The 14,724-nt window shown below is 42.6% G+C and carries 13 protein-coding genes and 1 tRNA gene; 3 read left to right on the top strand and 11 right to left on the bottom strand.

Translation table 11 applies throughout. The annotated features are described in order from the left end of the window. Nucleotides 1-467 precede the first annotated feature (467 nt). From F8C76_RS03430 to F8C76_RS03395, 8 genes are all read right to left on the bottom strand, one after another. On the bottom strand, nucleotides 468-1,223 hold the full coding sequence (locus F8C76_RS03430) for a LytR/AlgR family response regulator transcription factor (protein ID WP_129654394.1): 756 nt from the start codon (nucleotides 1,221-1,223) through the stop codon (nucleotides 468-470). A gap of 33 nt (nucleotides 1,224-1,256) precedes the next feature. Continuing rightward, nucleotides 1,257-2,093 (bottom strand): 1,4-dihydroxy-2-naphthoate octaprenyltransferase, encoded by an 837-nt coding sequence (gene menA / locus F8C76_RS03425; protein ID WP_313847393.1) that lies wholly within the window; start codon nucleotides 2,091-2,093, stop codon nucleotides 1,257-1,259. Nucleotides 2,094-2,167: 74 nt separating this feature from the next. Next, nucleotides 2,168-2,767 (bottom strand): SPOR domain-containing protein, encoded by a 600-nt coding sequence (locus F8C76_RS03420; RefSeq protein ID WP_129654396.1) that lies wholly within the window; start codon nucleotides 2,765-2,767, stop codon nucleotides 2,168-2,170. A 161-nt stretch (nucleotides 2,768-2,928) separates the two neighbouring features. After that, complete coding sequence (locus F8C76_RS03415; RefSeq protein WP_152131462.1) at nucleotides 2,929-3,759, bottom strand: CvfB family protein; 831 nt, start codon at nucleotides 3,757-3,759, stop codon at nucleotides 2,929-2,931. Nucleotides 3,760-3,833: 74 nt separating this feature from the next. Continuing rightward, nucleotides 3,834-4,175, bottom strand: coding sequence for a DUF2853 family protein (locus tag F8C76_RS03410; protein WP_129654398.1), 342 nt, complete (start codon nucleotides 4,173-4,175; stop codon nucleotides 3,834-3,836). Between the two features lie 35 nt (nucleotides 4,176-4,210). Beyond that, entirely contained in the window at nucleotides 4,211-5,947 is a 1,737-nt protein-coding gene (gene menD, locus F8C76_RS03405) for a 2-succinyl-5-enolpyruvyl-6-hydroxy-3-cyclohexene-1-carboxylic-acid synthase (protein WP_152130467.1), read from the bottom strand. 54 nt (nucleotides 5,948-6,001) lie between these two features. Beyond that, complete coding sequence (locus F8C76_RS03400) at nucleotides 6,002-7,063, bottom strand: chorismate-binding protein (RefSeq protein ID WP_249042353.1); 1,062 nt, start codon at nucleotides 7,061-7,063, stop codon at nucleotides 6,002-6,004. Next, on the bottom strand, nucleotides 7,044-7,466 hold the full coding sequence (locus F8C76_RS03395; protein WP_129654400.1) for a PaaI family thioesterase: 423 nt from the start codon (nucleotides 7,464-7,466) through the stop codon (nucleotides 7,044-7,046). The genes F8C76_RS03400 and F8C76_RS03395 overlap by 20 nt, the downstream gene beginning before the upstream one ends. A 61-nt stretch (nucleotides 7,467-7,527) precedes the next feature. On the opposite strand from F8C76_RS03395, the gene F8C76_RS03390 reads away from it, so the two are divergent. After that, the gene (locus tag F8C76_RS03390) at nucleotides 7,528-8,172 is read left to right on the top strand and encodes an alpha/beta hydrolase (RefSeq protein ID WP_152130466.1); all 645 of its coding nucleotides are present in this window, start codon (nucleotides 7,528-7,530) and stop codon (nucleotides 8,170-8,172) included. A gap of 3 nt (nucleotides 8,173-8,175) precedes the next feature. Here the strand turns inward: F8C76_RS03390 and F8C76_RS03385 are convergent, their stop codons facing one another. After that, nucleotides 8,176-9,111 carry a hypothetical protein gene (locus tag F8C76_RS03385; protein ID WP_152130465.1) on the bottom strand — a complete coding sequence of 312 codons (936 nt, stop codon included), beginning with the start codon at nucleotides 9,109-9,111 and terminating at the stop codon, nucleotides 8,176-8,178. A gap of 83 nt (nucleotides 9,112-9,194) precedes the next feature. Continuing rightward, nucleotides 9,195-10,451, bottom strand: coding sequence for an NAD(P)/FAD-dependent oxidoreductase (locus tag F8C76_RS03380; protein ID WP_152130464.1), 1,257 nt, complete (start codon nucleotides 10,449-10,451; stop codon nucleotides 9,195-9,197). Nucleotides 10,452-10,619: 168 nt separating this feature from the next. On the opposite strand from F8C76_RS03380, the gene F8C76_RS03375 reads away from it, so the two are divergent. Continuing rightward, nucleotides 10,620-12,185 carry a M28 family peptidase gene (locus F8C76_RS03375; protein WP_152130463.1) on the top strand — a complete coding sequence of 522 codons (1,566 nt, stop codon included), beginning with the start codon at nucleotides 10,620-10,622 and terminating at the stop codon, nucleotides 12,183-12,185. 98 nt (nucleotides 12,186-12,283) lie between these two features. Here the strand turns inward: F8C76_RS03375 and F8C76_RS03370 are convergent. Then, a tRNA-His gene (locus F8C76_RS03370) sits at nucleotides 12,284-12,359 on the bottom strand. Between the two features lie 352 nt (nucleotides 12,360-12,711). Between F8C76_RS03370 and F8C76_RS03365 the strand changes: the two genes are divergently transcribed. Next, nucleotides 12,712-14,724 carry a tetratricopeptide repeat-containing sensor histidine kinase gene (locus F8C76_RS03365; RefSeq protein WP_439108297.1) on the top strand — a complete coding sequence of 671 codons (2,013 nt, stop codon included), beginning with the start codon at nucleotides 12,712-12,714 and terminating at the stop codon, nucleotides 14,722-14,724.

The following is a 14,724-nucleotide window of genomic DNA, read 5'->3' as shown; positions in this document are numbered from 1 at the left end:
TACGCAAAATGGCAAATCAGCCTAAGCCTAAAAATGAAGCTTTGCAATGCAAGTATGGGGTATATAAAGAACGCTAGTTTATCTTCAAAATTAAATGCAAACGGAAAGACTTGCCCGCCAATGTTGTGAAACCATGGATTTCTGTTGTGAAACTACCCTTTGGCTATGTGAAAGGGTCTTTTGTCGATGTTTTGTGCATTTCATGGATTTTACAGAGTATTGGCCCATGTACCAAACTAAAAAAGGCCTTGCCAATTTGAACAAGACCCTTTTACGAGAACACTATATGAAAATGAAAAAATTACTTTCTGAATCAATTACACTGCTAAAGTACTTGCATCCTTCCAAAGCATGAAAACTTTGTTGTGAACCCGTTGAAAGTTGTGGTCATGTATTTAAAAAAGATTGTTGCATAAAAAAAGTGCCCTATTGGGCACTCAATGATATCTTTTTTCACATCAAGAACACTAACTGTTCATTGAGGAGAGAATAAACTCTTTGAAATCCTTGGAGATGGGAATCAGGTTGTTATTGATCATAATATCCTTGGAGTTGATGGCATCTATATGATCCACATTAACAATATAGGATTTGTGTGCCCTGTAGAATTTGTTCTTGGGCAATTTCTCCAAATAATCCTTCAAGGGAGAACGTACCAAGAATTTCTTGTCCACCGTATTGACTTCCAAATACACATTGTCCGCTTTGATAAACTGGATGTCACCAAACTGGATTCGGTAATACAAATGCTGCTTTTTGACGAATATGGAATCCTTTAGCACTGAATTGGAAGTGATGGTATCTCCATCCTCACTATCCGTTTCCTTTATTTCCGCCTTTTTTGAATAGTTAAAGTTGGAAAGGGCAATTTCTATGGAAGTATATAAATCTTGTTGCTCAAATGGCTTTACCAAATACCCATCCGGTTTTACCGTTTTGGCATTTTCAACCGTGGCCCTATCCGAGTTGGAGGTCACAAAAATAAATGGAATATTGTACACATCGCGAATGTGCTTTCCAAGATCTATCCCGGTTTTGTCAGAAGCCAAGATAATATCGATCAAAACCAAGTCTACATGGTTGTTCTTCAATACCTCAACGGCTTGCTCGTAAACAATGACATTGTCCACGATCTCATAACCAATCTCTTCCAACATGGACTGCATATCATCTGCAATGATGACGTTGTCCTCTACAATCAAAATTTTAATCGGTTGCTCCACGTTCCTTAAAGTTTATCTGGTTATATCTCAAAATTACAAAAAATAATTTACTGCCGCATAGAAGAGTACGGATAACAGAAAAGTACTGAGGGCCAGTTTTTTAAGCTCATTATCCAAGGCTCCTGGCACTTGGGTGGACATGACTTTTATCAAGTGGGCCACTATGGGCACAAAAGCGATCATAAAAAAGGATTGCACAATGCTCAATCTTTCAATAAAGATATAGGCCATAAAACTAATAAGAGCGGACACCAACAATAGAAAATGATATTTTTTTCCATTTTGAAAGCCCATTTTTACCACCAAGGTGTTCTTACCATGCTTTCCATCTGAAACCACATCCCGCAAGTTGTTCAAATTAAGAACTCCCACACACAATGTTCCTATACCAATAGCGGGTAGCAAAGAAGTCCAAGTTATGCTTTTTGTATAGAGGAACATGCTTCCCAACACGCCCAAAAGTCCAAAAAACAAAAACACGAACACATCGCCCAAGCCCATATAACCATATGGATTGGAACCCATGGTATATTTCAATGCGGCCCAAATGCTAAGAATGCCAAGCACTAAAAACAATACGATATATGGTAGATTATCCAACCCAAAAGCGATGTAGATCAAACCAATGGCCAACAAAAGTGAAATCCCTATCGATACAATGATTCCTTTCTTCAACGCAGAACGGGTAAGCCACCCACTTTGCAGGGCACGTGCCGGACCTATCCGGTCTTCATTATCGGTTCCCTTTACCCCGTCACCATAGTCATTGGCAAAGTTGGAGGTGACCTGAAAACCGACCGTGGTCAGCAAGGCAAGAATAAAAATCGTTCCATCGAAAACACCTTGTTTGGCAGCCAAGGCGGTACCCATTATTATTCCAGATAAAGATAACGGAAGGGTGCGTAGTCTAGCAGCCTGTACCCAGGCCTTAAAATTTCCCAAGATTAATACGGATCTTCTATTTTAATTCGTTTTCCGTCTTGGTACGAGGCCACAAAGGCATCCTGAAAGCCCATCTGTACCAATTGTTTGCGGAAAGATTGTGCTTCATCCAAGGTCTCAAAGTTCCCCAAGGAATAGGCGTAAAACGGATTGGTCTTTACAAAAAGTGTATTGGTCAATGCCTCCGAGGCAAGCGTTACATTATTATCTACAAACGACTTTACCTGCACGGAATAGATGGTTTCCTTGTTCAGAAACTCTTTCGCCAAGTAAAACTCCTTGACCAAGCTGAGCTCTTCATTTTGACTTTTGAGGTTATCTATTCGGGTCTTGATGGCATCCAGACTGTCTATACTTACCAAAAGATTGTTTTGGTTCTCATAGGATTGCTTGCTGCTCAACCCTGCGGTAAAGGATGTGATGGCCAGGGTGCCAATTACAAAAAGTCCAACAAAACCTAAAAGAATGTTCCGTTGCAACTTTATTTTTCGCAAATCCTTGTTCTTATATTTTATCTGATCTAGAAGTCTTTCGTTGATAATCTGGGCCTTATCGATATCCTTATGAAGGTCCAACAAATCGCTTTCTTCAATAAAAGGCATACTGCTAAAAGGTTACGGGTTCTACAGTTCTGCTAAGCACATAACTGTCAATGAGTTAATATACACACTTACAAATGTAAAGTTTTTGGCGAAAGAAAAAAACCCAATGGTATCAAAATCCCTTATAAATCCTTGCTATTTGGGCCTTTATGGTATTTTACTTACAACAAGTAGATGCCATCCTCCTGAAGATTGATCTTTCGCTGGCGGTACAGAATGCCAATCCCTTTTTTAAAGGCCTTTTTACTCATACGCATTATCTGCTGTATTTCTTCTGGCGATGATTTATCATGCAAAGGCAGAAATCCATCGCTCTCCACTAACTTATCATAGATCATTTTGGCCGTGGGCTCCAACATTTTTGCTCCAATGGGTTGAAGGGACAGGTCTATTTTTTTGTCCTCCCTTACATTTTTGATGTATCCTTTAAGAGCGTCCCCAATAGCAATGGGCCGAAATACATCACTTTCAAAAATGAGTCCTTTGTGTCTTTCATCCACAATGACTTCCCATCCCAGCGGGGTTCTCCTGTAGACCAGCAAATCTACTTCATCATTTACCCCATAGGCTACTTCCACATTGGATAAAAACTTGTCCACCTTGCTGGAACCCGTCAAGCGGAACGTTTTTTCATCCAAATAACAGTGCACCACATACTTTCTCCCTTCTTCCATTCGCACGGTCTGCTCCTTGAACGGAACCAACAAATGTTTCTCCACGCCCCAGTCCATAAAGGCCCCAAACTCCCCTACCTCTACCACTTCCAGAAAAGCAAAGCCATTTCTGATAATGAGCGGCTTCAATGTTGTGGCTACGGGGCGTTCATTGTTGTCCAGATAGCAGAACACTTCCATATCCATATCTATCTTAAAATCTTCCGGAACATATTTGTTGGGCAGAAGGATTTCTGTTCCTTCATCATCTCCCAAAAAGAGGCCTACGCTGGTACTCCGCAGTACCTGTAGGGTGTTATAGTTGCCTAGTTGAATCATATGGCAAAGGTAGATTGAAATTATGGGTATAAAAAAAGCTGCCCTTTCAGCAGCTTTACTTGAGAGGCTTTTTCTTAATTATAGATGGATTCCTTCTTAAAATGCTTGGCCAACATATAATAGATCACGGCACGATATTTATTCTTGTCCGACCGGCCATAGGCGTCTATGACGGTATTGATGGCTTCGGACAATTGGGGACCATCCGAAAGGCCCAGTTTTTTAATCAGGAAATTGGTCTTTACCGTCTCCATCTCCTTTTCATTGGATCCAGAAACTTTTGAAGCGTCCAGATTATAAATGGAAGGTCCCAATCCTATGGTTACCTTGGTCAAAAGGTCCATATTGGGTTCCTCCCCGAATTTTGTTTTGATCTCCTCTGCGTACTTCTGGATGAGTTCGTCTCGTTTGCTCATTTTTAAATGGTTATTGTTGATGATGTATACTTGCTCTAAGATATGAAATCGAAGTAGCCAAGCAAAATTTTATCGTTCAGCAATCGAGGGGTGGCAACCTCCAAAATCTTGGGACTGTCCGACGCATCATAAAAATTGGTCAAACCATTTTTCAATTGTTCCCCATCATCCACTTTTTGATACGAAAACCCGTACATCTTTGCCAAATGCTCGGCCGTATGGCCATGATGGGTTTCGAAAAAGGTAGAAAACTCATCCGTATCTTCATTTCCTGGAAGGATTCGAAATATTCCCCCTCCAGAATTATTGATCAATATAATCCTAAAATCTGGACGTATGTGAGCGTTCCACAACGCATTGCTATCATAGAAAAAACTCAGATCGCCTGTAATCAAGATAGTGGGTTCTTCTTCAAAAATGGAGGCACCCACCGCCGTGGAGGTACTGCCATCTATCCCACTTGTTCCTCGGTTACAAAATACCTTCAGTGAAGGATGCATTGGGAATAATTGGGTATATCGTATGGTGGAACTATTGGCCAAGTGCACCTGATACCCTTTGGGTATTCCTCGGAGTACCTCATCAAAAACCGAAAAATCCGTGAACGGAATCAGGTTCAGGTACGCCTTGCGCTTCTCTTCATAGCCTTTCTTTATGTTGAGCCATTTGGTTTTGTAGGCACCGAGGGTACTTTCATCAGGAAGTATCGCCTTTAAAAAAGTGTTGGGGTCCACCTTTAAATGCTCAGTCAGACAAAAGAAGGTGTCAAAAGCCTTTTTGGAATCCACATGCCAATGGGTTTTGGGTTGATACTTTCGTAAAAATGCCTTGATCTTTTTGGAAACGATGAGTCCACCAAAAGTAACCAACAAATCGGGTTGCAAATCCTGGAAAAGGGTTTCCCGGTCGGTTGATTTTTCTATAGGGGCGATAATGCTATCAATACTAGGGAAAAAATCGGGGTGGTGCAGATTTGAAGTGGTCTCGGTAAAGACCAAGGTATTGTCATCATTGGACAAGGCTTCAAGCACTTCCCGCTCTATTGCATTGGGCTGGTTTACCCCCACCAATACCATTTTCCGTTCACTGGCTTTCCAAACCGAAGCCAAACGGTCCCAATCCATTTGGACTTCTTCCAATTCCATTCTTTGTTTATCCACAGGAATGGGTATGGTTGGCTCTGATACCGTCCCATACAAAGGTTCCTCAAAAGGAATGTTGATATGTACCGGGGATTTTTCAAGGAGAGCGGTTTGCAGCGCTCTTTGAATAGCTTCTTCGTTATAGGCCTGTATATCTTCTTGATTTTCTTTTGAGCGTTCCCCTCCCAATTTGGAAACAGCAGCAGAGGCATGGGAAACATCCTGTTTTAAGTTGGCGGAGTACCCAACATGCTTTTCCAATACATTTTCTTGGCGGATGGTCTGTCCGTCCCCAATATCGATGCGATAACTGGGACGATCAGCAGAAACCACGATCAGCGGAATGTCACTGTAAAATGCTTCGGCCACGGCAGGGTAATAATTCAACAACGCACTGCCCGATGTACAAACCACGGCAACGGGTTCCTGCAATTGCTGCGCCATGCCCAAAGCAAAAAAAGCCGCGCATCGTTCATCCACAATACTAAAGCACTTAAAAAATGGATGCTTGGTGAACCCAACAGTCAAAGGAGCATTTCTAGATCCCGGAGAAATCACAATATTTCTGATACCTCGGGATTTAAAATGTAGGACCAGTGTCTGCGCCGAGGGGATATCTGAGTACATCATGGAATACAAAAATACATCTGAAAATGGGATTGCCCTAAATTATGCCACACCAAATTATAGGATATTGAGCATGGTCCTACTTTTATTCTGGGTCTCAATCCATTCCCGTTCAGGGTCAGAGGCTTGGGTAATACCCCCTCCTACGAAGATTGAGGCTGTGCTACCCTGAAGCTCCATACACCTCAAGTTTACAAACAAGGAAACTTCTGCCTTGGCATTAAGATTGAGTTCCCCCAAAAATCCTGTGTAATAGGTTCGTTGATAGCCTTCATTTTTCAGGATAAAGGTCCTGGCCGCTTGAGTAGGAATGCCACAAACCGCGGGTGTGGGGTGCAATAGGGAAATGATTTCCTCCACTGAGCCTTCTTGGGACAACACCCCTTTAATTTCGGAGCGCAAATGCCAAAGGTTTCCAGCCCTTACCGATTTGGCGGTTTCTACATCCAAGGTTTCCATGGAGGAGGTCAAACGTTCCTTGATGTAGTCCGAGACCATTTGCTGTTCCTCCAGTTCCTTTTGGCCCCAGTTTGGGGTTTCACCTTGAACAAACGGAAGGGTGGCCGCCAAGGACATGGTGCGCATTGTTTTGTTTTGAATCTGCACCAAGGTTTCTGGAGTGGCACCGCACCAGGTACCCACTTTAGGATGGAAAAAAAGATAACAGAACGCATTAGGATACGACTGCAGAAGTTTGTCGAAAATTTCGGTTATGGGTTTCTCGGTTTCCTTTTCCAATTTTCTGGAGAGGACCACCTTTCCCAATCGGCCTACAGCGATTTCCTGAATCCCTTTTTGAACCAAATCAAGATGGGCCTGCTTGCCTACTTCAGTAACAGAAATATCTTCGGCCTTGGCATGAACACTACTGGTATGCTCACACAAATAGATCTGATCCGGTTTCAGCAATACCGCTCCATCCTCCAAACGGAATGGCGCAAAGACAAACCCACTTTCCGTAAAATCCACAACGGGGTGCAAGCGGTCATCCGCTTGGAATACCGCCGTTATTTGCTCCTCTTTAGGTTTCCGATAGATACAGAACGGTAGACCTTTTTGAAACCAAAGGGCCACTTGTTCCATAACGGTTGTAAAATCCTTATTCTCTGGGTAGGGCAATGGTGGTAAGTTTACAGTTGGAAATGAGTTTCCCTTCTTCATCGGTGACCTTGATTTCCCAAAGTTGGGTGGTCCTTCCCCTATGCAGCATGGAAGCACGCGCATACACATAGCCTTCCTTTATGGACTTGACATGGTTGGCGGCAATCTCAATACCCCGCACAAAGAATTTCTTTCCATCCAAAAAAATATAGGAGGCGGCACTGCCCACGCTCTCGGCCAATGCTACTGTGGCCCCTCCGTGCAGAACACCATCGGGTTGATGTACTTTTGGGGTCACGGGCATACGGGCAAGTAAAAAATTCTCCCCTACATCTATGTAATCTATATCCAACGTTTCCATCAAAGTCCCCTTGCAAATGTCGTTGCAAACGGATAGAATTTTCGCTTTATGCGCTTCCATCGTTCTATTTTTTTGTAAAATTACACAAAGCTTTATCAATAGTACCCCTACAATCCACTTTATGTTCCCCAAAGAAGAAACGGTTACGTATACCGCTAAAAACACCTATCTTACACAGAATACCCTTGGAGAAAAAACCAAAAATGTTTGGTTGGTATTCCATGGTATAGGGTATCTAAGTCGATACTTTGTAAAATATTTTGAAGGTCTTGACCCTGAGGAAAACTACATTATTGTTCCCCAAGCTCCCTCAAAATATTATCTGAAGAACGAGTACAAATATGTTGGGGCCAGTTGGCTGACCAAGGAAAATACGTCCATCGAGATTGAAAATGTCATCCACTATGTGGATGCGGTTCTCCAAACGGAACAGCTTCCCTCCCACGTCAACCTCATTCTTTTTGGATTTTCCCAAGGGGTGTCGGTGGCCACGCGATACCTGGTCCATAGAAAACTAAAATGTCACGCCCTGATTCTGTATGCAGGAGGAATTCCCAACGAACTCAAAAAAGAGGATTTTGATTTCCTTGATCGAGACACTACACAAGTAAAACTTATGTATGGGGACAAAGATGAATTTATAACCCCGGAACGGTTAGCCACTGAAAAAGTCAAGATTGAGGACTTGTTTCAAGGAAAGGCTGAAATTGTGATGTTCAAAGGTGGCCATGAGGTGAAACCAAAACTCATTCGGGATTTGGTCTAATTCCTATTTTCTATCATTGGGCCCCTGTTGGGTTTCTTCTTTCTCTGGGTAATAAGTGATCACCCGGGTGATGTAGGTGTTGTTTGGGGTGATGATTTGCTTTACCCAGTTTTTCTCCTGGTGGTTATCAAACTGAAATATGTATTCCTCAACAGCTTCCGTGGTCACGGTCTTGGTCACCACTTTGCCCAATACCCCATCCGAATAATGGTAAAAGCGTTTCTCCTGTGAGATAAACTCCTTTTCCGCTACACTGTACAAAAAGTCTTCACTGGTCACAAGTTTACCGTTTGGACTAAAGACTTCTTCCGTGGCGCGGTTGGGTTGCCCATCGATATATTCCTTGGTTAGGACTACTTCCTGTACCCCTTTTTTACCTTTTCGTTCCGACGTACGTACGGATTTCTCCAAAATACCATTGGTAAAAGTACTTACCGTAATTTCATTTTTATACGGAGTGTATTCAAACGTGGTCTCATCCACTCCTTCGGCATTGGAAGTAATAATCCGTGCCAACCTACCTTCTTCATTGTATTGGTATTCCTGCTGTTCCAAGAATTGCTTGTCATAGGAAACGATTTTTTCCAATACTTTGCGCTGTGGTACCGTATCAATGGTGTAGAAATTGGCCATGGAGGTGGATGTATCCAATGCATTGTTCTTATAACTTTCCATACGTTTTTCCACCAATTCGTCACCATCATATTTGTAGTAGGTAATATCTTGATCGGAATCGTTGTATTGGGTCACCGTACGTTTCAACACCCCCTCTTCATTAAACTCGAAAGACTCCCTACCATAATCCGTGATCACCAAACACGACTTCACCTTCCCATTCAGGTCAAAATCCCCCACATGAAATATACGGACCTCTTGCGGATATAGACTGAGATTCAGAAAAAAGAAAAAGAATGAAAGTATGGTGTAGTCTTTTATCATAGGACAAAATTACTTTTAAAAAGAGCAACTAAAAAATTTATGGCACATACCGTGCCTAAATTAACCCAAAGAAAATATGGACTTTAAAACTTACGGTCCGGATGAAACGCACTTAAGTCCATGGACAGCTTCTTCCCCGAAACCAACTCGGTTACAAATTTACCCGTGGCAGGGCCCAAACTCCAGCCCATCATGGCATGGCCTGTGGCTATGATGAGATTATCAAACCCTTTGGGTCGTCCAATATAAGGAAGTCCGTCTGGGGTAACTGGTCGCAAACCACACTGGGCATTTTTCTGGTCCTCTTCTGATATGGTAAGTCCTTTATAATAATGCGCCGCTCCCTTGGCAATGGCTTCCACCCTTTCTTTGCGAATAATGCTGTTGATTCCTGAAAACTCCATGGTCCCGGCAAAACGGGTAAAGCCTTTCATTGGGGTCACCGCCATTTTGGATTCCATTAAAATCGCGGGCATGGATATTCCTGTTGGTGCTTCCACATTGATGCGATAGCCCTTCCCCGCCTGAAGCGGAAGTTCTATTTTCAATTTTTTGGAGAGAATCGAAGTCCATGAACCTGCCGCAAAAATAACTTCATCCGCAGAATAACTTCCTTTGTTGGTGATTACTTCCGATATGGTGTTTCCCAAAATCTTCAAGTCTACCACCTCTTCGTCCTTTTTGATGGTCACTCCCGCTTTGGTGAGAAAGTCCACCATACTTTTCATAATCTGGGGAGGGGTGGTATGACGATCGCATTCGTATAAAATGGCGCCTTCAGCATTCAATTCAACATTGGGTTCCATCTTCTGGAGTTCGGACTTGGTCAAATGCCTGCCTTCCAATCCCAATGCGCCGGCTTTCTCCATTACCTCCAATTCATGGTCCCTAGCCTGATCGGTCTGATACATCATGAGCAGACCTTTGTCTTCCAAATGAAAGTCACCCAAATCGCCCGAAGCCTTCATGTCCTCATACAATTTTCTACTGATAAGGTTGATATCCCTGATGATCGGCATGGATCGCTCCACCTTGTCCTTGGTAGATGATTTCTTGAAGTACCAAGCCCATTTGAAGAAATCCATATCAAATCTGGGCTTCATGTAAAATGGACTGGAAGAATTGAACATATACTTGATCCCCTTGGAAATCATTCCCGGTGAGGCCAAAGAAATGATGTGGCTCGGGGTTAAATAGCCCGCATTGACAAAAGAGGCCCCAGAAGTAATGTCGGACTTGTCCAAAACCGTTACCTCATGTCCCTCCTTATGCAAAAAATAGGCTGTTGACAGTCCAACAATACCTCCACCGACCACTATGACGTTTTTGTTCTTACCCATACTTTAAATCATTTCCAAGGCTAAATATCGCCCTGTTTTAGGTTATCCACAAAGCTCTAAAATAGGGAGCCAAGATACATAAAGGGCGCGGAAAAGTTAATCGGGCACCAATCATTTCTTTCGTAATCTTTTAACTACTTTTGGTAAATTTTGAAAACCGATCATATAATGAAAAAAATCTGCTTGTTTGCCTTGGGCCTGATGTTTGCCTGCAACTCCTCCCAAAAAACAGTTTCAGAGAATCCATCAACAGGAACCCAGCAAGGACCGGATTTGTCCATCACCTACGCCCATACCATTACCCAAGATGAATTAAAAGAACACTTATATACGTATGCTTCGGATGAGTTTGAGGGTAGGGAAACCGGTAAACCCGGTCAAAAGAAAGCCGTGGAATACCTAAGAGCCCAATATGAGGCCATGGGCATTCCTGCGGCCAAGGCAGATGGTGACTACTTTCAAAAAGTTCCGCTTGAAGTGACTGGTGTCCCCAATGGCAGTATCAGTATCAACAATACCACTTTCCCCTTAGGGGAAGATGCGGTGACCTTCACGGTGGCCCATGGGGATTATCATGAAATCATATACGTAGGTTATGGGGTCGAAGACGATAACTATTCCGATTATACCGGACTGGATGTAAATGGAAAGGTAGTTCTCATTAAAGCAGGGGAACCCTCCAATGCGGACGGAACCTATGTAGTGACCGGTACCGATCAAAAATCTGTTTGGGGCAGTATGTCCGATGGTATGGAAAAAAAAGCCAATCTGGCCATTGATAAGGGTGCGCGTGGAATCTTATATTATGACTCCGTAAACTACCCTCGATACCAAGGGTACTTTGATTTTATGAAAACCAACACTACGGATAAAATGGAATTGGCAGGGGACAATAGCGAGGTGTTTTTGATCATGCTCAATGAAAAATCCGCCACCACACTTAAAAAGGATATTGATGCCAATGCCACACCGGAAAAAATAACGGTAGATTTAAAATTGAACGTGGAGAGCGGAAACGAAAAAATCGATTCTGAAAATGTCGTTGCGGTATTGAAAGGGTCCGAAAAACCCGATGAGTATGTGATTATTTCATCGCATTTAGATCATATTGGGGTGAATGCCAATGGTGATATCAACAACGGCGCGGATGACGATGGTTCCGGGACCGTGGCCCTTTTGGAAATAGCCCAAGCCTTTAAGCAGGCGGCCGATGCTGGCCATGGACCAAAGCGGTCCATTGTTTTTCTTCATGTGACCGGAGAGGAAAAAGGACTGTTGGGTTCCAGATACTATACGGATGTAGACCCTATATTTCCTCTATATCAAACCGTGGCCGACCTCAATATAGACATGATTGGCCGTATAGACCCCAACAGGAATGGAGACCGGAACTATATCTATCTTATTGGTTCCGACAAACTGAGCACGGAACTGCACAATCTTTCTGAGGAAGTCAATAAAAAATACGCCCATCTGGAGTTGGATTACAAATACAACGATGAAAGCGACCCCAATAGGTTCTATTATCGAAGTGACCACTACAACTTTGCCAAAAACAATATCCCTATAATTTTCTATTTCAATGGAACCCATGCGGATTACCACAGACCGGGTGATACCCCGGACAAAATCAACTACGATCTTTTGGAGAACCGAAGCCGTCTTATTTTCCATACCGCATGGGAAGTGGCCAACAGGCCCAATAAGGTTCTGGTGGACAAACCCATTGAATAAGTGGAAAGACTTTATGCAAAGCCCTCATTTAGAGGGTTTTTTTATGTCCCAAACAAAAAAATCCCAAACCTTTTGGTTTGGGATTCAAGTAAACTTAAGGGTGGAAGACCGGGTTCGAACCGGCGACCTCTGGAACCACAATCCAGCGCTCTAACCAGCTGAGCTACAACCACCATTAAAAGCGGATGCAAAAATACTTTTTTGTATTGATTCAACCAAAAGAATTTAATACTTCCCGAAAGTAAAATCAACTTTTTTTAATCGTGTTCACTTGCTGTTGGTTAAATCCCATAAATCCAGCACTATATGAATTGAAGTCCATTTCTTACAAATATCGATGAAATGCACTTTTAAATGGACAAAACACACATTTTTTGCCCTTTCACAACATTTAGTTTCTTACAACGCGTATGGAAAGGTATTTTTACACTTGCTAGATTAGCGAAGTATGCCCCATAAAATATTCAACCTTTCACTATTCAAATTCCAACTTGGGAAAGTTGCCATTCTTTGGTGCGTACTTCTAATGTCATCCTTGGCACACACCCAATTGACCAAAAAGGATAGTCTTTCCTATAAACTAAAAAGGTTGCAATCCACCAATCGGTTCAACACTAAGGACACTACCCATATTAACTTACTTTCCGACCTTGCCTATTCATATCGCTTTGTCAATAGCGATAGTCTTAATGCCATTTCGCAAAGGGTATTAAAGTATAGTACTGATATAGAGTATACCAAAGGAATCATAAAAGCGTTGAGCGGAATGGCCAATTACAATTCGGATCAGGGGAATCGCGAAAGGTCCATGGCCCTTTTTAAGGAGGCGCTTATCCTTACCGAAGAAACCGGGAATGAAATTTCCGAATTGGACATCATTAATGGTCTGGCCCATGATTATAGTTATGAGGGCAATTATGCCGAAGCCCTAAATCTTTATTTAAAAGGAATTGATGTGGCCCGGCGTATAGATTGCAAAGAAATGCTGTCCATATTAAATGAAAATATAGCCAGCTTGTATGCCGACCAGAAAGATTATAAGAACGCCCTTATTTTTTATGACACCGTACAACGGATCAACCGTAAACTGGGCAATGATATCATAGACGCCGAAACCTCGAGCAATATGGCCTCACTCTACAAGGATGCCAAGAATTTTGATCTGGCCATGTTCAACATCAATAAGAGCATCAATACGTTTGAAAAAAACAAAGTATATGATTGGCTGGCTTATGCCTATGAGGTAAAGGGAAGCATTTATCTGGAACAGGAAAAATATCAGTGGGCCCTCTATTGGTATGACCAGAGTAACATGCTCCACAACCAACAACTGGATGACGACCGGGAAAAAATCAACCTGATGAACGGTATGGCCAAGGTGTATTTGGGCTTGGGAAGGGACAGTCTCTCGATGAAGTACGCCAATGAAGGCCTTGAAATCTCCAGAAAAATACAATCATTGCAAGGCCAGATAGATTGTTCCGAAACGCTTTATAAGGTCTACAAAAACAATGAGGAGCATGTGGCCGCCCTCAACTATCTTGAAAGCTTCAAAGCACTTTCCGATTCCTTGTTCCGGGACAAGAACAAACAAAGTCTTTCCCTTTTGGAAACCAAAATACAGTACGAGCAAGAAAAACAACAACTCATTGAGGTCAATGAGGCGGCTTTGGCCAAGCAAAGGAACTATATCTACTTTACGGTAATCATCCTATTGATTCTCAGTGTGATTACATTTGTGATACGCCGTAGTGAGAAAATCCAGAAAAAACTGAACAAGGAACTTCACGAAAAAACCGAGGCCGTAACCGAGAGGGAAAGCCAGTTGAACGAGGTGAACAAGACCAAGACCAAGCTCTTTTCCATTATCGGGCATGATCTTAGGGGGCCTATTGGCGCGTTACATGGATTGTTGAAATTATATACGGATGGAGAAGTGAACAAAGATGAATTTGTATCATTTATCCCAAAACTCAAAGCCGATGTGGAGAACATCTCCTTTGCATTGAACAACCTATTATCATGGGGGCAGACGCAGCTCAATGGAGTAGTTACCAAACCCAAACGGGTCTCTTTGGATAATTTGGTGAACGCCAACATCCAGTTGCTTTCCGAGATAGCCTCTGGGAAAGCCATCAAGATCATCAACCAATTGCCGGAGAATCCACAAATATGGGCCGATCAAAACCAAATTGATATTGTCATCCGAAATCTCCTGAGCAATGCCATCAAGTTTACCCCGGACAATGGCCTAATCACCATTGAAGCCATAGAAAAGTCCGGCATGTGGCAGGTAACCGTAAAGGACACGGGTATTGGAATGAACAAGGAGATCCAGAAAAAGATATTCGAAGACTCCTCCAATATCACCACCTATGGTACCAACAACGAAAGAGGTACCGGTCTAGGGCTGTCGCTATGTAAGGAAATGATCCTAAAAAACAAGGGCAAAATATGGGTAGAAAGTGTTCCTCGCAAAGGTACTTCCTTCTTCTTCACCGTTCCAAAGGCCGAAAAACGGTACCAGCAAGCCAGTTGA

Origin of the sequence: Flagellimonas olearia, assembly GCF_009184425.1 — a bacterium.
GTDB classification, from domain to species: domain Bacteria; phylum Bacteroidota; class Bacteroidia; order Flavobacteriales; family Flavobacteriaceae; genus Flagellimonas; species Flagellimonas olearia.
Note: the sequence above shows the minus strand (reverse complement) of the source record. Positions and strands in the feature narration are given on the sequence as shown.

Coding starts and splice junctions, on each gene's coding strand:
- menA (WP_313847393.1), bottom strand. CDS start 2,093: ATGGGTACCGCCTTGGCTGCCAAACAAGGTGTTTTCGATGGAACGATT.
- F8C76_RS03420 (WP_129654396.1), bottom strand. CDS start 2,767: ATGCCTTTTATTGAAGAAAGCGATTTGTTGGACCTTCATAAGGATATC.
- F8C76_RS03415 (WP_152131462.1), bottom strand. CDS start 3,759: ATGATTCAACTAGGCAACTATAACACCCTACAGGTACTGCGGAGTACC.
- F8C76_RS03410 (WP_129654398.1), bottom strand. CDS start 4,175: ATGAGCAAACGAGACGAACTCATCCAGAAGTACGCAGAGGAGATCAAA.
- menD (WP_152130467.1), bottom strand. CDS start 5,947: ATGATGTACTCAGATATCCCCTCGGCGCAGACACTGGTCCTACATTTT.
- F8C76_RS03395 (WP_129654400.1), bottom strand. CDS start 7,466: ATGGAAGCGCATAAAGCGAAAATTCTATCCGTTTGCAACGACATTTGC.
- F8C76_RS03390 (WP_152130466.1), top strand. CDS start 7,528: ATGTTCCCCAAAGAAGAAACGGTTACGTATACCGCTAAAAACACCTAT.
- F8C76_RS03385 (WP_152130465.1), bottom strand. CDS start 9,111: ATGATAAAAGACTACACCATACTTTCATTCTTTTTCTTTTTTCTGAAT.
- F8C76_RS03380 (WP_152130464.1), bottom strand. CDS start 10,451: ATGGGTAAGAACAAAAACGTCATAGTGGTCGGTGGAGGTATTGTTGGA.
- F8C76_RS03375 (WP_152130463.1), top strand. CDS start 10,620: ATGAAAAAAATCTGCTTGTTTGCCTTGGGCCTGATGTTTGCCTGCAAC.
- F8C76_RS03365 (WP_439108297.1), top strand. CDS start 12,712: ATGTCATCCTTGGCACACACCCAATTGACCAAAAAGGATAGTCTTTCC.